This is a genomic window from Streptosporangium sp. OZ121 (assembly GCF_051918885.1).
In the GTDB taxonomy this organism is placed as follows: Bacteria; Actinomycetota; Actinomycetes; order Streptosporangiales; family Streptosporangiaceae; genus Streptosporangium.
In genome coordinates, this window is sequence record NZ_JBPXMC010000008.1 from 78,098 (window position 1) to 99,362 (window position 21,265).

Annotated in this window: 15 protein-coding genes; 9 read left to right on the forward strand and 6 right to left on the reverse strand. The window is 70.9% G+C overall.

Annotated elements, in window-relative coordinates; all coding sequences use genetic code 11:
* Positions 1-2: 2 nt before the first annotated feature.
* Entirely contained in the window at positions 3-1,400 is a 1,398-nt protein-coding gene (locus tag ACTOQ1_RS17215) for a sigma 54-interacting transcriptional regulator (protein ID WP_440068252.1), read from the reverse strand.
* A 364-nt stretch (positions 1,401-1,764) separates the two neighbouring features.
* On the opposite strand from ACTOQ1_RS17215, the gene ACTOQ1_RS17220 reads away from it, so the two are divergent.
* On the forward strand, positions 1,765-2,946 hold the full coding sequence (locus ACTOQ1_RS17220) for an FIST signal transduction protein (protein ID WP_440068594.1): 1,182 nt from the start codon (positions 1,765-1,767) through the stop codon (positions 2,944-2,946).
* A 49-nt stretch (positions 2,947-2,995) separates the two neighbouring features.
* Here the strand turns inward: ACTOQ1_RS17220 and ACTOQ1_RS17225 are convergent, their stop codons facing one another.
* Entirely contained in the window at positions 2,996-4,558 is a 1,563-nt protein-coding gene (locus tag ACTOQ1_RS17225; RefSeq protein ID WP_440068254.1) for a CBM35 domain-containing protein, read from the reverse strand.
* Between the two features lie 636 nt (positions 4,559-5,194).
* Here ACTOQ1_RS17225 and ACTOQ1_RS17230 point away from each other — a divergent pair.
* From ACTOQ1_RS17230 to ilvA, 3 genes are all read left to right on the forward strand, one after another.
* Positions 5,195-6,478, forward strand: a complete 1,284-nt coding sequence (locus tag ACTOQ1_RS17230; RefSeq protein WP_440068256.1) for a pectate lyase — start codon at positions 5,195-5,197, stop codon at positions 6,476-6,478.
* 240 nt (positions 6,479-6,718) lie between these two features.
* The gene (locus ACTOQ1_RS17235; protein WP_440068258.1) at positions 6,719-7,882 is read left to right on the forward strand and encodes a right-handed parallel beta-helix repeat-containing protein; all 1,164 of its coding nucleotides are present in this window, start codon (positions 6,719-6,721) and stop codon (positions 7,880-7,882) included.
* Between the two features lie 100 nt (positions 7,883-7,982).
* Complete coding sequence (ilvA, locus tag ACTOQ1_RS17240) at positions 7,983-9,191, forward strand: threonine ammonia-lyase (RefSeq protein WP_440068259.1); 1,209 nt, start codon at positions 7,983-7,985, stop codon at positions 9,189-9,191.
* Between the two features lie 27 nt (positions 9,192-9,218).
* Here ilvA and ACTOQ1_RS17245 read toward each other — a convergent pair whose 3' ends face one another.
* From ACTOQ1_RS17245 to hppD, 3 genes are all read right to left on the reverse strand, one after another.
* Complete coding sequence (locus tag ACTOQ1_RS17245) at positions 9,219-10,718, reverse strand: M1 family metallopeptidase (protein ID WP_440068261.1); 1,500 nt, start codon at positions 10,716-10,718, stop codon at positions 9,219-9,221.
* A 72-nt stretch (positions 10,719-10,790) separates the two neighbouring features.
* Complete coding sequence (locus ACTOQ1_RS17250; RefSeq protein WP_440068262.1) at positions 10,791-11,501, reverse strand: RDD family protein; 711 nt, start codon at positions 11,499-11,501, stop codon at positions 10,791-10,793.
* A 309-nt stretch (positions 11,502-11,810) separates the two neighbouring features.
* Entirely contained in the window at positions 11,811-12,920 is a 1,110-nt protein-coding gene (hppD, locus tag ACTOQ1_RS17255; RefSeq protein WP_440068264.1) for a 4-hydroxyphenylpyruvate dioxygenase, read from the reverse strand.
* Between the two features lie 102 nt (positions 12,921-13,022).
* On the opposite strand from hppD, the gene ACTOQ1_RS17260 reads away from it, so the two are divergent.
* Positions 13,023-13,502 carry an Lrp/AsnC family transcriptional regulator gene (locus ACTOQ1_RS17260; RefSeq protein WP_440068595.1) on the forward strand — a complete coding sequence of 160 codons (480 nt, stop codon included), beginning with the start codon at positions 13,023-13,025 and terminating at the stop codon, positions 13,500-13,502.
* Between the two features lie 102 nt (positions 13,503-13,604).
* Positions 13,605-15,791, forward strand: coding sequence for a transglycosylase domain-containing protein (locus ACTOQ1_RS17265; protein ID WP_440068266.1), 2,187 nt, complete (start codon positions 13,605-13,607; stop codon positions 15,789-15,791).
* Positions 15,792-15,987: 196 nt separating this feature from the next.
* On the opposite strand, the gene ACTOQ1_RS17270 is transcribed toward ACTOQ1_RS17265, so the two are convergent.
* Positions 15,988-18,060 carry a thioredoxin domain-containing protein gene (locus tag ACTOQ1_RS17270; RefSeq protein WP_440068268.1) on the reverse strand — a complete coding sequence of 691 codons (2,073 nt, stop codon included), beginning with the start codon at positions 18,058-18,060 and terminating at the stop codon, positions 15,988-15,990.
* Positions 18,061-18,388: 328 nt separating this feature from the next.
* On the opposite strand from ACTOQ1_RS17270, the gene ACTOQ1_RS17275 reads away from it, so the two are divergent.
* The 3 genes from ACTOQ1_RS17275 to ACTOQ1_RS17285 all read left to right on the forward strand — a co-directional run bounded on the left by ACTOQ1_RS17275 (position 18,389) and on the right by ACTOQ1_RS17285 (position 21,069).
* Entirely contained in the window at positions 18,389-18,943 is a 555-nt protein-coding gene (locus ACTOQ1_RS17275; RefSeq protein ID WP_440068270.1) for a DUF2243 domain-containing protein, read from the forward strand.
* The gene (locus tag ACTOQ1_RS17280) at positions 18,940-19,770 is read left to right on the forward strand and encodes a cytochrome c oxidase assembly protein (protein WP_440068272.1); all 831 of its coding nucleotides are present in this window, start codon (positions 18,940-18,942) and stop codon (positions 19,768-19,770) included. Before ACTOQ1_RS17275 ends, ACTOQ1_RS17280 begins: the two co-directional genes overlap by 4 nt.
* 138 nt (positions 19,771-19,908) lie before the next feature.
* Positions 19,909-21,069, forward strand: coding sequence for a hypothetical protein (locus tag ACTOQ1_RS17285; protein WP_440068274.1), 1,161 nt, complete (start codon positions 19,909-19,911; stop codon positions 21,067-21,069).
* The last annotated feature ends 196 nt before the right edge of the window (positions 21,070-21,265 follow it).

The window sequence follows — 21,265 nt, forward strand, 5'->3', positions numbered from 1 at the left end:
CCTCAGGTGCGGTAAACCGTCGTGCCGTCCACCTCGTCCTTGGACAGCCGGCGCAGGAGGTAAAGACCCTCCATGGCGAATTCCAGCGCGGCGGCGGCGTGCCCGGGGGACTCGTCGCCGATGCCGAGCTGGGACATGATCCTTGCCAGACCCGGAACCGGGCCGATCCTGCGCAGCAGCTCGGCCGCGGGAACCGTCACCCCCGACTCCACCTGGACGCCCTCGGAGAACTTCTCCAGCAGCGGGTTCAGGTCCGTGCCGCCGAGCGTGCCGCGGAACGTCTCGGCCACCGCCCTGCGCAGCAGGTGCGAGAGCACCTCGGTCTCCCGGCCCTCCTCGCTGACCTCGAACTCCACCTTGCCGCGCAGCGTGTGCACGATCCCCGGCAGGTCGGCGACCCTGGCCACCGCGTGGTCCTCGCCGGTCAGCGCGGCACGCCGTACGGCGGAGGCGGCCGCTGTCTCGGCGGCGGCGATGGAGAAGCGGGCCGAGACCCCCGAGCGGGCGTCCACCGCGGTGGACTCGCGGACCAGCCGGGTGAACCGGGCGATCACCTCGATCAGGTGGTCGGGCAGGTCGGCACCCACCTGGCCGAGCGCGGCCTCCTGGCGGATCAGGACCAGCTCGGTCTCGATCGACAGCGGGTAGTGGGTGCGGATCTCGGCGCCGAAGCGGTCCTTCAGCGGGGTGATGATCCGGCCGCGGTTGGTGTAGTCCTCGGGGTTGGCGCTCGCGATCAGCAGGATGTCCAGGGGCAGGCGCAGGTTGTAGCCCCTGACCTGGATGTCGCGCTCCTCCAGCACGTTGAGCAGCGACACCTGGATGCGCTCGGCCAGGTCGGGCAGCTCGTTGACGGAGAACACCCCGCGGTTGCTCCTGGGGACCAGGCCGTAGTGGACGGTCTCCGGGTCGCCGAGCGTGCGCCCTTCGGCGATCTTGATCGGGTCGATGTCGCCGATCAGGTCGCCGACGGAGGTGTCGGGGGTGGCGAGCTTCTCGCCGTACCGCTCGTCCCGGTGCTTCCAGGAGATCGGCAGCTCCTCGCCCGCCTCGCCGGCCAGGCGGCGGCAGCGGACGCACGAGGGTTCGTAGGGGTGGTCGTTGATCTCACAGCCCTCGACGACGGGGGTCCATTCGTCGAGGAGCCCGGTCACGGTGCGGATCAACCGGGTCTTGCCCTGACCCCGCTCACCGAGCAGGACCAGGTCGTGCCCGGCGAGCAGCGCTCGCTCCAGGTATGGCAGGACGGTGTCGTCGAAGCCCACGATGCCGGGGAACCGCGGCTCTCCTGCCCGCAGGCGGGTCAGGAGATTCTCACGGATCTCGGCCTTTACCGTACGGTGAATATGGCCGCTCGCGCGCAGCTCGCGCAGAGTTCGTGGCTCTGGGATGTGAGGCACGGGATCGAGCCTACGTCCACAACGCCCGATCCGGCACTCTCATCCCTCTTTCGGATCTTGACGATTGCGTGGCGGTCAACGTGAGTGCTTGTCTCGGCAGTGGGGAGAATCGCTCCAAGACAAGGCATCGGACGGCTCCCCCGCCGGGGAGCCGGGACGATCTTGGAAGGGGCCGTCACGCGGGATCTCCGGAGTTCACGGTGTCCCGGCACTGAGGGACGTCACGGCTTCACTACAGGATTCACGGCAAGATCCAAGGCTCAGGGCTTCAGGGCTTCAGGGCGAGTTTCCGGTGAGACCCGGACACTCCCCGGCGAGCCACCGGACAAGGGATCAAGAAGGAGAGGCGAGACGAGTGGCGCTGATGACGAGCCGTTTCGCCGACGGCCTCGCGGTGGGGTCCGATCTGGTCTCCGCGGCCGAGACCGCGGTGCGCCAAGCCCTGTCCGGCCTGTCCGGACCGGCCGACCTGCTCTGCTTCTTCATCTGCGGTGACGATCCCGACGACGTCTCCCGCGCAGGGCTGCGAGCGATGAGCATGGCACCCGGCGCCGCCGTCCTCGGGTGCAGTGCCACCGGGGTCATCGGCGACGGGCAGGGGGTCGAGGTCACCCCCGCGGTGAGCGCCTGGGCCGCCTCCCTGGGCGGGGCACGGCTGACGACCTTCGCGCTCGACACGCTGAGGACCGACGACCGGTTCGTCGTGGTCGGCCTGCCCGACCGTGCCCCCGACGACCACGCCGCCATCCTGCTCGCCGACCCCTACAGCTTCCCCACCGACGGCTTCGTCGAGCGTTCCGAGGAGGTCATGGGCAACCTCCCCCTGATCGGGGGCCTGGCCAACGCCATCCAGGGCCGCGGGGCGGTCCGGCTGTTCGTCAACGGGGAGATCCACACCGAGGGAGCCGTCGGGGTGCTGCTCAGCGGCGCCCTCAACGTCAGCACCGTCGTCAGCCAGGGCTGCCGCCCGATCGGCCCGACGATGGCCGTCACCTCCGCCGAGGACAACCTCCTGCTCGAACTCGCCGGACAGCCCGCCCTGGCGCGGCTGGAGGAGATCGTCAGCGCCCTGGACGAGGACGACCGCGACCTGGTCGCCTCGGGGCTGCAGATCGGCATCGCCATGGACGAGTACGCCGAGAAGCACGAGCACGGCGACTTCCTGATCCGGGGCGTGCTCGGCATCGACCCCGAGCGGGAGGCCGTGGCCATCGGTGACGTCGTGGAGATCGGCCGTACCGTCCGCTTCCAGGTCCGCGACGCCGCCACCGCCGACGAGGACCTGTACGAGCTGCTGGACGCGCACCGCGAGGAGTTCGGCCGGGTGGACGGCGCCCTGCTGTTCTCCTGCAACGGCCGGGGCTCGGCCATGTTCGGCAGCGCCGACCACGACGCCGTCGCCGTCCGCGACACCCTGGGCCCCATCGGGGTGGCCGGTTTCTTCGCCGCCGGAGAGGTGGGCCCCGTGGGCGGCCACAACCACGTCCACGGCTTCACCGCCTCCGTCCTGGTCTTCTCCTCCCACCAGCCTGCCGACCGCTCGTGACGTCCGCGGGAACCCGGGGACGTCCCGAGCGGTCGGGCGGCGAAGGCCGTTACGGCGTCACCGGCGTGCCACCGAAGGTCACGACAAGGCGGCCGTCCGCGGCGAAGGACCAGCCCAGGGTGCCGGTGTAGGAGGAGCAGCGGGAGCCGTTCGAGCCGGACCAGAACTGGTTCGAGCCGTCGGCGTTGCCGATGATCCTGTCGTTCGACCCGCTGTCGCACGAGGTGTTGTCGCGAAACACCGAGGAGCCGCCGTCGAAATTGAAGTTGCGTTCCTCGCTGCCGACGCTGACGTTGCTCGACACCGTCATCGTGCCGGGGTTGCGGTTGTAGGTGAACCCGTGCTTGCCGTTCCCGTACGCGATGTTGCGCTGGATGACGTGGTTGACCGCGATGTCCTCGCCGCCGAGCTTGTAGCCGTTGCGGTCACCGTTGCCGGCCTGGCCGCCGTTGCCGAGGGTCCCGTTGTCGTAGGCGAGGGAGTCCTCGACGGTCACCGCGCCGATCGGGCCCGTGTCGCTCTTGGTGTAGAGGTCCCAGCCGTCGTCGATGTTGTTGTGGGCCACGGCGTAGCGGAAGACGTTGCCCGGACCTGAGGTGAGCTTGGCGGCGAAGCCGTCGGCATCCTCGCCGTCGGAGTCGGCGTTGTCGTGCGACACCGCGCTCAGGACGAGGTTGTTGGACGGCCACTGGCTCTGGGGCGCGCCGGCCACCAGCCGCGAGAGCTGCAGCCCCGTGTCGCGATTGAAGCGCGTCACCGTGCGCTCGATGATGTTGTTGTTGCCGGCGAGGAGGATCCCGTTGTCACCGGCACGCTCGACGACGATGCCGTAGATGTGCCAGAACGACCCGCCCACGGCGAGCCCGCGGTTCGCCGGATCCTCGCTCTGGGCCGAGAAGTTGAGCACCGGAGTCTCGCCCGGGTGGGCGGACAGCTTCTTGCGGGCGCCCGAGGTGCCGTCGTTGCCCGGCGCGATGGTGACCGTCTGCGAGAGGTCGTAGCGCCCGCCGCGCATGAAGATCGTCCCGCCGGGAGCGACGCGGGTGATCGCGGAGGTGAGCGTCGTCGGGGCCGATTCCGTCCCGGCCGCGCTGTCCGTGCCGTTCGGCGCCACGTACAGCGTGTCGCCCGGCGGCTCTGTCGTGCCGCCGGTCTCGACGTCGAGGTGGTCGAGGTTGGGCAGGCCGGCGCTGCCGGTGGGGTTGAACCGGATGGTGTTGGCGCCGGCGTTCAGCGAGACGGTCAACGTCTTGGTGGCCCAGGTGTTCCAGGCGCCGGTGCCTTCGAACGAGGGGGTCTGCACGGTGGTGCCGTTGACGATCAGGTTGGTCGGGCGGGCCGTGGTGCCGTTGGCGAACCGGACGCCCAGGGTGGCCGTGCCGGCCGTGGCGGCGGTCACGGTGAACTGGGCGTGGGCGCCCGCGGCGTTGGTGCCGTTGCAGAAGCCGCTGCCGGAGTATCCGGCGTGGTTGGAGTCGATGGTGCCGGTGCAGACCGCGGGCGAGGTCTCGGCCTCGTAGCGGGTGGTCGCGGCATGCGCGGCGGATTGTGTCAGTCCGACGAGTACGCCGGCGAACAGGCCGGCGCATGCGATGACGGTTTTGAGGCGCATCCTTCGTCTCCACAGGCTCGGTAAGCGCTTTCCCAGATCGAGCGAAGCTAAGCACGCACCGGCGCGCGTGGGAAGGCCCGGATGCGAACGAGACCGCCCGCGGCACCTCGGCCTCACCGGCAGGCGGCAAGTCGGCCGAGGTCGCGGCGGCGAAAAGGGGGAGCGCGCCATCGTCACGCCGGGTGGCCGGGCGGCCGGGCAGTCATGAAAGTTTCACGAGGATGTGGTGGGTGTGAACCGTATGGGGGTGACCGCGCGAGCCCTCTCGCCAGCGTTTTTGCAAACGATTGTTGCAGGAATCGGATCGTGACCAGGAGGAACATTCGGCTCCGTTTGCAGTTTTACCTGAATGTATTGACGTTTCCTCCATGTAACGCGACTGTGTCTGCAATCGGTTGTTCACAGACGTGGTCTCTGGGTGGCCCGCGTGACCGCTGCGTCAAGGTGGCATGCGTTGAGGCAGCGGAGCAGGTGGTTTCCCAGCAGACCTGAGGGATTGAAGAGCTGGAAGGCGCCGTGCCGCACGCGGACGGGCGCGGATCTCACCACGACCCCATCCGGGGACGACCCCCGGGGCTCGCAACCTCTGCTTTGCCATGCCCTGAACCCACACAGATCGCAGAAACGGAGCTGAACGTGCGTAGAAAAGAACACTTCGGCAGGAGACTGGCGGTCATCCTGACCGCCGGCCTCATCACCACCGGCGGGCTGGTGGTCACGTTCAACACGCCCGCCTCGGCGGCCCCCTCCAACGGCAACTACACGCTGGCCAACGCCGGCAGCGGCCTGTGCGCCACCGTACCCGGGCAGAGCACCGGCGACGGCGTCCAGCTGAACCAGAGCACCTGCGCCGACGCCGCCGGGCAGGTCTTCACGCTCACCTCCTCGGGCGGCGGCTACCAGATCAAGGCGGCGCACAGCGGCAGGTGCCTCGGGGTGCGGGACGCCTCCACCAGCGCCGGCAAGGCGGTCCAGCAGGAGTCCTGCACCTCGGCCGCCTCGCAGACCTGGCAGCTCACCGCCTCGGGGTCCAACTACCGGGTGGTCAACGGCAACGGCGGCAAGTGCCTCAACGTCAAGGACAACTCCACCTCCTCCGGAGCCCTGCTGCAGCAGAACTCCTGCGACTCGGTGGCCACCAAGCAGTGGACGCTGCGGCCCGCCGGCGGGGGCGGCACGCCCGACCCCGACCCGGACCCCACCCCCACTCCCACCCCGACCGTGACGCCCACCTCCGGCGGCGGTGACGGCAGCGGTCCGTGGCCCTCGGACACCGGCAGCGTCCACCAGACCACCACCCGCAACGCCGGCACGTTCTTCGACGGCGGCATGAAGCGCTACTACGGCATCGGCGACGGCGGCCAGGGCGAGAGCCAGGACCCGATGTTCGTCGTGGCCAACGGCGGCACCATCCAGAACGTCATCCTCGACGCCCCCGCCGGCGACGGCATCCACTGCGAGGGCTCGTGCACCATCCGCAACGTCTGGTGGAACGACGTCGGCGAGGACGCCGCCACCTTCCGCAGCTCCAGCTCCTCGGCCACCTACCTGGTGGACGGCGGAGGCGCCAAGTCGGCCTCCGACAAGGTCTTCCAGCACAACGGAGCCGGCAAGCTGACCATCCGCAACTTCCAGGTGCACAACGCCGGCAAGCTGTACCGGGCCTGCGGCAACTGCTCCACCTCCTACCAGCGCCACGTCGTGCTGGACGGCATCACCGCCCGCTCCACCAAGGTGCTGGCCGGGATCAACTCCAACTGGGGCGACACCGCGCGCTTCAGCCGGATCACCGTCTACGGCAGCACCACCATCTGCGAGCGCTACAAGGGCGTACCGAAGGGCAGCGAGCCCAGCAAGATCGGTGAGGGCCCCGACGGCACGCACTGCCTGTACTCCGAATCCGACATCACCCGCCGCTAGAGCTTCCGGGCAGGCGGGCGGGCGCTGCCCCCGCCCGCCTACCCGGCGCTCCCGAAAGACGTCCTTGACCGGAACGGCGAGACCACCTCGACCGCCAGAACCCGCAACGGTGGCGGCTTCTCGCGTCGTGTCCGTCGCTGGAGCCGGCCGAGGTGCCGGAAAGGTCAATCTGCAGCGGTCCCCTCCTCCACTTGTCATCCGACTTGTCATCTGACGACCCGGCAATCTTGGAGACCAACGATGCGCTTGACGATTTCTCTCGCGTGCGCCGCTCTGCTGGCCGGCATGCTCGCCGCGCTGCCCGTGAACGCGTTGTACGTCGCGACCACCGGTGACGACACCAACCCGGGCACACTGGCCTCGCCGCTGCGGACGATACAGCGGGCCGTGGACCTGGCACAGCCGGGGTACACGATCGTCATCCGCGGCGGCACCTACGCGCCGGGCACCAACATCCAGATCCTCAAGAGCGGCACGCCGAGCCAGCCCATCACGATGCGCAACCACGACGGCGAAAAGGTCGTCCTCGACGGCGAGAACATGTCCTACACTCCCGGCGCGGTCGGCTCCACCGTCCCCCGCCCCGAACGGGGCGCCATCCACATCGAGGGTGACTGGTGGCGCCTGACCGGCCTGGAGATCATCCACGGCCCGTACGGCATCTTCGGCCTGGACACCGGCAACAACATCTTCGACCGTCTGATCACCCGGGACAACTACGAGTCGGGCCTGCACCTTCAGGGCGCCTCCGGCAACAACCAGATCATCAACCTGGACGCCTACGGCAACCGCGACCCGCGCAAGAACGGCGAGAGCGCCGACGGCCTGGCCATCAAGGAAGGCTCGGGCAGCGGCAACGTGGTGCGCGGCGCCCGGTTGTGGAACAACTCCGACGACGGCCTGGACTTCTGGATGTTCCTGTCCCCGATCACCGTGGAGTCGTCGGTGGCGTGGGGCAACGGATTCAACCGGTGGAACCTGCCCGACTACACCGGAGACGGCAACGGCTTCAAGCTCGGCGGCGGTGACCCCGACCCGCGGGCCGACCACGTGACCCGCAACTCCATCGCGTTCGACAACGCGGTCGGCGGCTTCATCGACAACGGCGACCCCGGCCGGTTCACCGTCGACCGCAACACCGCGTGGCGCAACGGCGGCACCGGCTTCGACTTCGCCGACTCCGACTCCACCCTCACCAAGAACCTGTCGGTGGCGAACGGGACGCAGGTCTCGCTCGGCTCGTCGTCCTCGGGCTCGGGCAACTCCTGGAACCTCGGAGGCACCTGGACCTTCGCCGGCACCGACTCCGGCACGATCAAGGGGCCGCGGGCGGCGGACGGCTCGATCCCATCCTCCGCCTTCCTGCGCCCGGCCAACGGCGCCGACGTCGGAGCACGTATCTGACCTGGCCGGATCCGCGTTCCGCAGGTTCCCGCACAGGTGCGCCGGCCCTGGGCGGCGACGGTCACGAGAACGCGAGGACGCACGCCGTACGATGATCCGCATGTCGGACCCTCAGGTGGCCTATGACGACGTGGTCGCCGCGCGCGAGCTGCTGGCCGACGTCGCCCTGCGCACCCCGCTGCTCCACTCCCACGTGCTCTCCGAGATCATCGGCGGGCCCGTCCACCTCAAGTGCGAGAACCTGCAGCGCTCGGGTTCGTTCAAGATCCGAGGGGCGTACGTCAGGATCGCCGGGCTGACCGGGGAGGAGCGGCGGCGCGGAGTGGTCGCGGCCAGCGCGGGCAACCACGCGCAGGGGGTCGCGCTCGCGTCGGGGCTGGTCGGCACCGGGGCGACGGTCTACATGCCGCAGGGGGCGCCGCTGCCCAAGGTGGCCGCGACCCGGTCGTACGGTGCCGAGGTGCTCTTCGCGGGTGACACCGTGGACGTCGCGCTGGAGCGGGCGAGGGAGCACGCGAACCGGACCGGGGCCGTGTTCATCCACCCCTTCGACCATCCCGACGTCATCGCCGGGCAGGGCACGATCGGGCTGGAGATCGTGGACCAGCTGCCCGAGGTCGGCACGATCGTGATGTCGCTGGGCGGGGGCGGGCTGGCGGCCGGGGTGGCGCTCGCGGTCAAGTCGCTGCGGCCGGGCGTGCGGATCGTCGGGGTTCAGGCGGAGAGGGCCGCCGCCTACCCGGCGTCGCTGGCCGTCGGGCACCCGGTCGAGGTCAGGCCCGCCTCGACGATGGCCGACGGCATCGCGGTGGGCCGCCCGGGTGAGCTGCCCTTCGAGCTGATCCACTATCTGGTCGACAGCGTCGTCACCGTCACCGAGAGCCAGATCTCCCAGGCGCTGGTGCTCTGCCTCGAACGCGCCAAGCAGGTCGTCGAGCCCGCGGGCGTGGCCGGGGTCGCCGCGATCCTGGCCCACCCGCACGTCTTCGAGCCCCCCGTGGTGGCCGTGCTCTCCGGGGGCAACATCGACCCGCTGCTGCTGGCCAAGGTCCTCCGGCACGGCCTGGCCGCCGCCGGGCGCTACCTCACCCTGAGGGTGCCGCTCTCCGACCGGCCGGGCGCGCTGGCGACGCTGCTGGCGCGGCTGGCGGAACTCGGCGCGAACGTGCTCGACATCGTGCACGAGCGGCTGGGCATGCACCTGGGGGAGGTCGAGGTCCAGCTCCAGCTGGAGACCAAGGGGCCGGTGCACTCCGAGGAGGTGCTGGGCTCCCTGCGCGTCGAGGGATACAAGATCATCGTCACGTGAGCCGCCCGGCCGGGCCGCAGGGGCTCCTCACCAGGTGGTCGGCTTCTTCGCGGTGAACAGCCAGGCGTCGAAGAGGGGGCCGAGCTGCTTGCCGGAGATCTTCTCGGCCATCGCGACGAATTCCGGGGTCGTGACGTTCCCGTACCGGTGCGTGGCGCTCCACTCCTTCAGGAGCCTGAAGAACGCCGGGTCGCCGATCCGCTGCCTGAGCGCGTGCAGCGTCATGCCGCCCCGGGTGTAGACGGAGTTGTTGAACAGGTCATCCGGCCTGGCCTGGCCTGGGGCGTAGCTCCAGATCGGGTCGTCGGTCCCCGCGCTGTAGTGCCTGCGGAAGAGCTGCTCGGCGGTGGCCTGGCCGTCGTGCTCCGACCAGAGCCACTCGGCGTAGGTCGCGAAGCCCTCGTTGAGCCACAGGTCCTTCCACCGGGTGATGCTGAGGCTGTCGCCGAACCACTGGTGGGCCAGCTCGTGGGCGATGATGGCGTCGTCGGGGGCGAATCCGCCGTACATGGGCTTGGTCTGGTTCTCCAGCGCGTAGCCGGCGGGGAAGTCGTCGACCACGCCTCCGGTGGAGGAGAAGGGGTAGGGGCCGAAGACCGTGCTCCAGTAGTCGGTGACCCTGCCCGACACGTCGTACAGCTTGCGCAGCGAGCCGCGGAACCTCGGGTCGACGGCCGCGATGTTCTTCAGGCCTCCGGGGGTCCTGCCCTGCAGCATCTCGAATTTGCCCAGCGTCATGGTGGCGAGATAACTGGCCATCGGGTGGCTCTCCCGCCACCGGAACGTCGTCCTGCCCCCGGCGGTCTTCGGCGCGCCGACGAGCTCGCCGTTGGCCAGCGCGGTCAGCCCGGCGGGCACGGTGACCTCGAAGTCGTAGCTCGCCTTGTCCGAGGGGTGGTCGTTGCCGGGGAACCATGTCTTGGCGCCGTTGGGCTGGCACGTGACGAACGCGCCGTCCTTGGTCGGGATGAAGCCGTACGTGCCCAGGTTGGAGGAGCCCCGGACCGGTTTGGGTTCGCCGGCGTACGCGACCTCGACCGTGAACGCCGCGGCCTTCGGGATGGACGCGGCCGGGGTGACGCTCAGCTCGGTCCCGGCCCTGTCGAATCTCGCGGGCCTGCCGTCCACGGTGATCCGGCTGACGGTGAAACCGGAGAGGTCGAGGTTGAAGCTCGCCAGGCTCTGGGTGGCCCGCGCCGAGATCCGGGCCACTCCCGACAGGTGCTTGGACGCCGGTTCGTAGCCCAGCTTGAGCCCGTAGTGGCCGACGTCGTAGCCGCCGTTGCCGTCGGTGGGGAAGTCGGAGTCGCCGATCCCCGGGGCGCCGGGGGTGGCCTCGTGGCCGGCGGCGATGTCGGAGGCGGAGGCGACCGGCTTCAGAGGGCTCACGACGGAGGCGTCCGGTCTCACGGGACTCGCCGAGGGGATGCTCGCCCCGTTCGACGCCGAGCAGGCGACCGCGCCGATGGTCCCGAGCGTGCTGAGAAGAGCGGCGGTCGCCGTGGTGGCCAGCCGTTTGGACGCCATACGTTAAAGCCCCTTTCCCGGCCGGACGGCCGAGCCCGTGGAATGGCACACTACGCGACTGACCTGCGCCGATCAGGCGTCTATGACAAGCGTCCCGGCCGCGATGTCGTGCACGGCCTGCTTGCGCGACTGGAAAAGGATGAAAGCCACATCTATCCAGCCCAGGCAGCAGGTGGAGTACATCAGCCAGGAGACCAGTTCGCGGAGCGCGACCTGCCCGACACCGGCCTTGTGCCCGCTGGTGTCCGCCACGCGCAGCCGGAAGATCTTCTTGCCGAGCGTCTGACCGTTCCAGAAGGCGGTCAGCAGCCAGTAGTAGAGGAAGCCGATCACCGCCACCAGGAGAGTCTCCGCGTAGGGTACCTGCACCGACAGACCACTCTCCGCGCCCGTGACGGTGGTGACGGTCCGGTAGGTGAAGGGCGAGGAGAGGACTCCGACGATGAGAAGGTCGAGGATTCCCGCGAAGAGGCGGCGCCAGCGTCCGCCCAGCCTGATGGCGCCCGGCCAGGGGAAACCGCCGGAGGATTCTCCCGCGGGCGGGTAACCGAAGACGGGATCGGGGCCTCCCTGCCCGCGGCCGGGAAAAGAACCGGAGCCGGGGACGCGGGAAGAACCGGAGGAAGGGCCGTGGGAGGAGCCCTGCCGGTGGCCTGGAGAGGGGCCGGGGTCGGGTTCGTGGCCGGCGCCGGGGCCCGGGCCCTCGTGACCCGGGCCGGGGGGTGCGGGATCGGACCACGGGTCCGATCCCCGGTCGTCCGGCGGTGGCGGTGCTGATCCCATCCAGGGGTGATCACCACAAGAGCGCCACGGCAAAGCCAAGGACGGTTACGGGTTGCCCCGAGCCGCGGCCGGCCCCGGTCGGGGGCCGTCGGCGGGTCCGGACCACAGATCCCCGGCCGCCGGTCGCTCCCCGGAGCGTGGGCCGCCGCCGACGGCCCTTCGCACGCCCCCGGTCGCGGAGTGCTCCCGGGCCGTGGCCCCCGGCGGCCCCGGGGGGCGGGTCGCCGGGGGCCACGGCCCGGGACGCGGGTCGCCGGCGGTCCCGAGGCGTGGGTCGCCGGCGGCACGGTCAGTCCGAGCGGCCCTCGGTCACAGGTTGCCCCGCAGGTCCTGCTCGCGCTCGATCGCCTCGAAGAGCGCCTTGAAGTTGCCCTTGCCGAAGCCGAGCGAGCCGTGCCGCTCGATCAGCTCGAAGAACACCGTCGGGCGGTCCTGCACCGGCTTGGTGAAGATCTGCAGCAGGTAGCCGTCCTCGTCCCTGTCGACCAGGATCCCGCGCTTCTTCAGCTCCTCGATCGGCGCGCGGACCTCGCCGATGCGGGCGCGCAGCTCGGGGTCGTCGTAGTAGGAGGCGGGGGTGTTCAGGAAGCTCACACCGGCCGCGCGCATGTGGTCGACGGTGGTGAGGATGTCGTTGGTGGCCAGCGCGATGTGCTGCACGCCGGGGCCGCCGTAGAACTCCAGATACTCGTCGATCTGCGACTTCTTCTTGGAGATCGCCGGCTCGTTGAGCGGGAACTTCACCTTGCGGGTGCCGTCCGCGACCACCTTGGACATCAGCGCCGAGTACTCGGTGGCGATGTCGTCGCCGATGAACTCCGCCATGTTGGTGAAGCCCATGACCCGCTTGTAGAACTCCACCCACTCGTCCATCTTGCCGAGCTCCACGTTGCCGACGCAGTGGTCGACGGCCTGGAACAGGCGGCCGTTGCGCACGTCGGGGGCCGCCACCAGAGGCTCCGCCGCGACGTAGCCGGGCAGGTACGGGCCGCTGTAGTTGGACCTGTCGACCAGGGTGTGCCGGGTCTCGCCGTAGGTCGCGATCGCCGCCGACACCACCTTGCCGTGGTCGTCCTCCACCACGTGCGGCTCCACGAGACCCCGCGCGCCCTGGGCGAGCGCGTGGGCGTAGGCGGCCTCCACGTCGGGGACCTCGATGGCGAGGTCGATCACGCCGTCACCGTGTTCGGCGACGTGGCGGGCCACCCCGGTGCCGGGACGCACCGCCCCCCGGAACTCGAACCTGGCCGAGCCCGAGGTGAGGACGTACGCCACCTCGTCGCGGCTGCCGTTCTCCGGCCCCCGGTAGGCCACCAGCCGCATGCCGAAAGCGCTGGAGTAGTAGTGGGCGGCCTGCTTGGCGTTGCCCACAGCGAAGACCACGCAGTCCATACCGTTCACAGGAAAGATGTCGCTCATGCGAATACTGTCTGTTTTTCTGGGCTGTTTGTGCAACACTGTCTTCAAGTACTGCGCAAACTGCACACCTACTCGCCGGTCACCGCGGAGTATCTGTACATCATGACGATCGACCAGCTCGACGCCCGGCTCATCGCCCTGCTGGCGGCGGAGCCCCGGCTCGGGGTGCTGGAGTGCTCGCGGCGGCTCGGCGTGGCCAGGGGGACCGTGCAGGCACGCCTCGACAGGCTGACCGCCCGGGGTGTGGTCACCGGGTTCGGCCCGGACATCGCTCCCGCGGCGCTCGGCTACGACGTGACCGCGTTCGTGACCCTGCAGATCCGCCAGGTCAGCGGGCACGATCCGGTCGCCGACCAGCTCGCCGCCATTCCCGAGGTGCTGGAGGTGCACACGATCACCGGCGGCGACGACATGCACTGCCGGGTGGTGGCGCGCAGCAATGCCGACCTGCAGCGGGTAATTGACCTGATCGTTGATGTCCGGGGCGTGGTCAGGACCTCTTCGGTGATCGCCTTGGACACCCCTGTGCCATACCGTGTTCTGCCTTTGGTGGCCGATGTCCCGCGCAAGGGGAAGGGCTAGCCGTACCATGCCAAGCAGGGGCCAGACACCGTTATCCATCGTTTACCCTTAACGGTCCGCAACCGTCGGGGGTCAGCGGCGGGTCCTATCGGGGGGTCACGCGTGTTAAAAGGCGGGACGGGCAGTCCCAGGAGGAAGCTCCTGAGGATCACACTCGTCGTCTTCGGCGTCGGGCTGATCTCGGCGATCGGCCTGCTCGGAGTGGTGTGGGCGATCACCCCCATTCCCGACAGCACGCAGCCGAGGGCCACCGCGCAGGGGTCGGTGATCTACTACCGCGACGGCAAGACCGTGCTGGCCAGACAGGGCGTCAACCGCAAGAGCGTGGCCCTCGACAAGGTGCCGCAGAGCCTGCGGAACGCGGTCATCGCCGCGGAGAACCGCTCCTTCTACGAGGACCAGGGCGTCTCCCTCTCGGGCACCTTCCGCGCCATGTGGTCCACGGTCAGCGGCCAGCAGCTCCAGGGCGGCTCCACGATCACCCAGCAGATGGTCCGCAACTACTACAGCGGCCTCAGCCAGGAACGTTCCATAATCAGGAAGCTCAAGGAGGTCATGATCTCCTTGAAGGTGGACCAGTCGAAGTCGAAGGACTGGGTGCTGGAGCAGTATCTCAACACGATCTACTTCGGCCGGGGCGCCGACGGGGTCCAGGCGGCGGCCGGCGCCTACTTCGGCAAGGACGTCGGCAAGCTCACCCTCGCCCAGAGCGCCTACCTGGCCGCGGTGATCCAGCAGCCCTCCAGGTTCGCCGACCCGCAGGGCCCCGACCTCTACGCGGCCAGGGACCGCTGGAGGTCGGTGATCGACGGGATGGTGGCCACCGGGGCCATCACCTCCCAGGAGGCCGCCGAGGTGACCTTCCCCACCCTCCGCAAGCCCAGGGCGATCTTCGCGCCCAAGGGGCAGGAGGGCTACATGCTCGACCAGGTGACGGCCGAGCTCAAGAGCAGGGGCTACACCGACGAGGTCATCAACCAGGGCGGGCTGAAGATCGTCTCGACCTTCGACAAGAACCTGATGGCCGCCGCCGAGCGCGCCGTCACCTCGGTCCTGCCGGACGACACCCCGAAGAAGGTCCGCACCGGGCTGGCCGCCGTCGACCCCGCCACCGGTGAGGTCGTGGCCTTCTACGGCGGGCGCAGCTACACCGCCAACAAGTTCGACAACTCCTTCTCGGCCAAGGTGCAGGCCGGATCGACGTTCAAGGCCTACACGCTGGCCGCGGCCCTGGACAACGGCTTCGGCCTCGACACCAGGGTCGACGGCAACTCGCCGCTCCGGATCGCCTCCGCCGACATCCCCAACTCCGGCGGCTACTCCTACGGCGAGGTCAACCTCGTGAAGGCGACCCAGAGCTCGGTGAACACCGCGTTCGTCGACCTCGCCCAGAAGGTCGGCCTGAACAAGGTCGTCAAGGTCGCCGAGCAGGCCGGGATCCCCGCCGAGCAGCTCGACCCGCACCGGGGCGCCGCCACGCTCCCGCTCGGCGTGGCGTCGGTGAGCGCCGTCCAGAACGCCTCCGGCTTCGCCTCCTTCGCCGCCGAGGGCGTCCACCGCGAGGCTCACGTGATCCGCTCGGTCACCGACGCCGAGGGCAAGGTCGTCAAGAGCTCCACCAAGGGCAAGCGCGCCTTCGGCGAGCAGGCCGCCATCGACGCCACCTACGCGCTGACCCAGGTCGTCGAGGCGGGCACCGGCTCCGCGGCCCGCCTGTACGACCGTCCCGTGGCGGGCAAGACGGGCACCACCGACGAGTCGGCGGCCGTCTGGTTCGCCGGGTTCACCCCGCAGCTGGCCGTGGCGGTCGACATGTTCCGCGACGACAACAAGCCGGTGACGGTGAACGGCAGCGCCCTGTACGGCGGTTCCTACCCCGCGCAGATCTGGCGTGCCTTCATGACCGAGGCGATGGAGGGCAAGCCGGTCAAGGAGTTCAAGGAGCCGTCCAACTACGGCTACTCCGGCTCGTACGGCGGCTACGGCCCCGACGACGAGTACGGCGACCAGCAGGGCGACGGCCTGGACAGGAGCACGCCCGGCCCCGGCGAGACGGGCACCCCCGGCCCCGACCAGAGCGCCACCCCCGACCAGGAGACCCCGGGGCCCGACCAGCCCCCGACCCCCGAGGATACCGGCGAGGGACCGGGCGGTCCCGGCGACGGCCCCGGGCCCGGCCGGGGCGACGACCCGGACGGGCGTGGCGGCGAGGGCGGCGACGGGAGCGGTGACGACTTCGACCTCGACGGTCTGGGCCACCGGCTCGGCGACCCCGTCCAGGGCAACTGACGAGACCCGGGGCGACCGGCGAGGGTCCGGGGGCGGTCACGCGGACGGCGATCTGCCCGGCGACCCCGTCCAGGGCGGCGGCCCCCGGCGTCCAGGACGACGGACCTCGGCCGCTCCGGCGGTCCCCGCCCGATTCCGACGACCACCCGGTCCGTCACGCCCGGTCCGTCACGCCTGGTTTGTCACGCCTGGTTTGTCACGCCCCGCTCGCCAGCTCGGCTCGCAGGGCAGCCGGGGTGGTGACGGGCATCCTGCAGGTGAAGCCACGGCACACGTAGGCCGCGGGCTCGCCGCCCACCAGGCCCCTGCCGGCCAGGAGCGGGACCTCCCCGGCACCGGCACCGTCATCGACATCGGAACCAGCGCCGGCACCGGCGGAATCGGGCTCGCCGAGCGCCAGGACCAGACCGGGCAAGGGTGACAGCAGGGCCGTCCTGTGCAGGGCCGCCGTCGCCGGATCGCCCGCCGGGCCCACGATCGCGACCTCGATCGGGCCGGACAGCGCCGCCTGGGCCGCGGCCAGCCCCCACCCGGCGAACCGCGCGTGCTTGTCGGCCAGCACGGTGACCGTGCCCAGGGCCGCCTCGGCCGCCTCCCGGTGCCGGGCCGAGCCGGTCAGCGCGGCGTACGAGAGCAGCGCGCCCGCGGCGGCGAACTGGCCGGACGGGGTGGCGTTGTCGGTCGCGTCCCGCGGGCGCTGGAAGAGCCGCTCCGCGTCGTCGGCGGTGTCGTAGAACCCGCCGGAGCCGTCGGAGAACCGGGCCAGGACGGTGTCGAGCAGCGCCTCGGCCCGCCGGAACCAGCGGACCTCCCCGGTCACCCCGTACAGGGCGAGCAGGCCCTCGGCGAGGTCGCCGTAGTCCTCCAGGACTCCGGCGTTGGTCCCCGCCCTGCCGTCGCGGGAGGTGCGCAGCAGCCGGTCGCCGTCCAGGTGGAGCTCGTCGACCAGCACGGCCGCCTCGCGGGCCGCCGCGACGAGGTCCGGCCGCTCGAACAGGGCACCGGTCTCCGCGAGGGCGGCGATGGCCAGGCCGTTCCAGGCGGCCACCACCTTGTCGTCCCGTCCCGGCCGTACCCGGCGGGCCCGCGCGGCCAGCAGCGCGGAGCGGACCCGGGCGAACCGCTCGGCGTCGCCGGGGTCGGGGTCGGCGAGGAGCTGCAGCACCGAGGTGCCGTGCTCGAACGTCCCGGTCACCTCGAACAGCTCGATCGCCCAGAGCCCGTCCTCCTCGCCGAGGACCTCGCGGATCTCCTCACCGGTCCAGGCGTAGAACTTGCCCTCCACGCCCTCGCTGTCGGCGTCCAGGGCGGAGGCGAAGCCCCCCTCGGGGGTGCGCATCTCGGCCAGCAGCCAGTCGGCCGTCTCCAGCGCCACCCTCCTGCCCAGGGCGGAGCCGGTGGAGCGCCACCAGTGCGTGTAGACCCTCAGGAGCAGGGCGTTGTCGTAGAGCATCTTCTCGAAGTGCGGGACCACCCACTCGGCGTCCACGCTGTAGCGGGCGAACCCCCCGCCGAGCTGGTCGTAGATGCCGCCCCGCGCCATGGCCTCCAGCGTCCGCCCGGCCATGGACGTCGCCGCGTCGGCGGTCGCCCGCCGCTCCCCGTCCTCCATGTCCCGCGTGGTCCCGGTGGCCGCCGCGCCGTAGCGCAGCAGGAACTCCAGGGCCATCGACGGCGGGAACTTGGGTGCTCCGCCGAAGCCGCCGCGGACCGCGTCGAAGGACCCGGCCAGGCTGTGCACGGCCCGGGTGAGCGTGTCCGGCGTGGGCAGCGGCCCGGACGGCAGCGCCGACCGCTCGTTCAGCGCCTCCACGATCTTCGAGCCCTGCTCCAGCACGGCCTCCCGCTCTTCGGTCCAGGCGCTCGACACCCCGGCCAGCAGCCGCTGGAACTGCTGCCTGGGGAAGTAGGTGCCGGTGTAGAAGGGGTGGCCCTCCGGGGTGGCGAAGACCGTCATCGGCCACCCGCCCTGACCGGTCATGGCCTGGGTGGCCGCCATGTACACCGCGTCGACGTCCGGCCGTTCCTCGCGGTCGACCTTCACGTTGACGAAGCGCTCGTTCATCAGCGTGGCCGTGGCCCGGTCCTCGAAGGACTCGTGAGCCATCACGTGGCACCAGTGGCACGCCGAGTAGCCGACGCTGATCAGCAGCGGCACGTTCCGCCGGACGGCCTCGGCGAACGCCTCCTCGCCCCATTCGAACCAGTCGACGGGGTTGTCCGCGTGCTGCAGCAGATAGGGGCTCGTCGCGTCCTTCAAGCGGTTCATAACGACCTTTCCTGCGTACGCGGTGCGTGCGTCCTCCTCGCGAGGTGCGCGGAGATCGCGCGTCGCGGTTGTACCCACACGATCCTTCTCACACTAAACCGGGAGAGGGACGAGGCCGCGAGCATGGGCGGGCGGCCGAAATTTTAGGCCGCGGATGGCGTGCGCGGGTGCGTCGCTCCCGTACGCCCGCCGGTGGCTCTGGTGGGGTTTGCGGGGGACCCCCGGGGTGCCCCTCTCCTCGGCGGCGGCACGCGGCTCCGGACCGGCCTGACCCGTACGTGAGGCGGACAGGACTGGCCGGGCGCGAGCCGGGAACAAGGGGGCCGTGATGGTGAACAGGTCGGTTGTGCGGAGCGGCGCCGGGCGGATCGCCGCGCCGGGAACGATTCTGGGCATCGGGCTGGGAGGGTTCGTCGACGGCATCCTGCTGCACCAGATCCTGCAGTGGCACCACATGCTGACCAGCACGAACACCGACAACATCGGAGTGAGGTACTACCCGGCGGACACCGTTCCCGGGTTGCGGATGAACACGCTGTGGGACGGGCTGTTCCACGCGTTCACCTGGCTGGCGGTGCTGATCGGCCTCGGCCTGCTGTACTCGCGGGTCCTGCACTCCCGCGGCCGGGTGTGGAGATCGCGGGAGCTGTGGGGCTGGATCCTCGTCGGATGGGGGGCGTTCAACCTGGTGGAGGGCATCATCGATCACCATCTGCTGGGCATCCACCACGTGCGGACCGGCCCGTACCAGACCTGGTGGGATCTGGGATTCCTGCTCCTGGGCGCGGCGCTGGTGGCCGGCGGGTGGCTGCTGCAGCGTGGCGGCGGCCCGGTCGAGCTGTGCGACGAGGGCGGGCGCGCCCCCGCCGCGCCGACGTCATGATCGTCCTGGCGTCTGGGGCCCACGAGGTCCACGAGCACGGCGGCGGCCTGGCGGCGGCGCTGCCGCCGGCGGTCCTGGCCGTGGTGGCGGGCGGGTACGTGCTGCTGGCGGCGCGGCGCGGTCGCGAGCCCAGAGGCTGGAGCCGGTGGCGGACGGCGGGTTTCCTCGCGGGCGTCGCGCTGGCCGCCGCCGCCGTGACCGGGCCCGTCGCCGCGTTCGCCGAGACGGACTTCCGCGGGCACATGCTGCAGCACCTGCTGATCGGCATGCTGGCGCCGCTGGGCCTGGTGCTCGGCGCCCCGGTGACGTTGCTGCTGCGCTCGCTGCCGCCGGTCCACGGACGGCGCCTCGTCGCCGTGCTGCGCTGCCGGGCGATGCGCCTGGTGGCCGACCCGTGGATCGCGCTGCTGCTCAGCGTAGGCGCCATGGTGGCGCTGTACTGCACCCCGCTGTATCGGATCATCTCCACCGGCGCGCTGCCGCACCACCTGGTGCACGTGCACTTCCTGCTGTCCGGTTGCCTGTTCGCCTGGGTGATCGCCGGCCCCGACCCGGCGCCGCGGCGCCCGCCGGTCCCCCTGCGGCTGGTCGTGCTGGGGGTGGCCATCGCCGTACACGCCACGTTGTCGCAGCTGATGTACGCCGGGCTCGTCGTCGACGTGCCGGTGCCGGTCGCGCAGCTGCGCGGAGCCGCGGAGATCATGTACTACGGCGGCGACATCGCCGAGCTGCTGCTGGCTTTCGCGCTGGTGAGCACCTGGCGCCCCGTCCGGGCCACCGCCGCGCGCCGGACGCGCGCTCCGGCCGCCGCGTCCGGCGTCTCCTGACCCCTCCCGTGGCTCCCCCGGACGGGCGCCCTGACCCCTCCCGTGGCTCCCCCGGACGGGCGCGGTGCCTCGGGTGCGCGAGAGTGACACCGGGCGGGAAGGTGTGTTCACCGCTCTTCCGGCGTAGGCTCACTGGGCGTGGATCTCGACTTCGTGTGTGTACACGCCGGAAGGGCGGCCTCCGAGCTGACCCGGCGTGATGTTGCCCGTGCGCTGCTCGCCGTGCCGTCCGGCGTGGCACTGGTGGCGCTGCCCGATCTGAGGCGGGCGCTGCTGGCGGCGGGCAACCCGCTGTCGGTGCCCTTCTGGGACTCCGCGAAGGCGACGCTCAGCGCGATCGAGTCCGGCGGCGCGACCGTGGGGGACGTGCAGCGCTGGATGGAGTCCACCGGCACCGAGCCGCTCCTGCTCACCCCGAGCTTCTTCGTCTGGCCCGAGGAGGACGAGCGAGGACCGGTCGGCGAGGAGATGTTCCACGGGCTGGTCGCCTACCTGGAGGAGCGGGTCGCCGCCGGGGAGATCGATCCGGACGCGCTCGCCCGGGGCGACGAGCAGGCCAGGGAGGCCTACGCGGATCTCCAGGAGCGCTGGCTCACCGGCCCGCTGCCCGACGGGCGGATCCCCGGAACCGCGGTCTCCGACGAGCAGGACGAGGAGCTGTTCGCCGCCTGGGACGAGGAGGAGGCGTTCGCGCTGGCCGAGCTGCGGCGCATCCTGGCCGAGCTGCCCGACCCCGAGCGGCCCGTCAGGGAGCTGCAGGCCGCGGCCACCCGGCTGCGCGAGGTGCTGGGCAGGCCCGGCTATCCCGGCAACGTGCTGCGGGCCTGCGCCGGGTACGAGGGGGAGCCGCTGCCGGCCGACGACGAGGAGCTCTGGCTGACCGTCACGGCGGGCATCGCGGGGCCGATCTCCGACCTGCCCGACGAGGAGGACCGGCTGGAGGTCTTCTCCGACCTGGACGGGGAGCTCAGCCACGAGGACTCGGTGCTGGCCGCCCTGTGCGCGATCCACCACGCCGACTGGCTGGCCGTGGTCGCCGCCCTGGCCAGGCGCGGCCCCGGGGTGCTGGCGTCGCCCGAGCGGATCGCCAGGCTCATCGCCGAATCGGAGGACATCGACGTCGACCTGGACGAGCCGGAGGACCTGGAGGCGGCCGAGACGCTCTTCAGCTCGGTCACCCCGCTCTGGGCGTGCCTCGGGATCGTCGACAGGACCGAGGTGCTCACCTCGCTGGGCCGCTGGGGGCTGCCCAGGGCGCTGGAGCGCGCCTGGTCCTCGACGGACACCCTCGGAGACTGACGGGCGTTCCCGTACGGCCAGAAGAGGCCGGTGAGCCGTCGTGTACGGCCAGAAGCGGCCGGTGAACCGTCGCGATCCGTGGTCGCGCTTCGTGACGGCGGTCCTTGACGACGGCCTGTGACGACCGCCCGTGACGGCGCCGTCCGCCGGTCGGCGGACGGCCCGGCTCTCGCGCGGCTCCGGGCGGGAGCCGTGA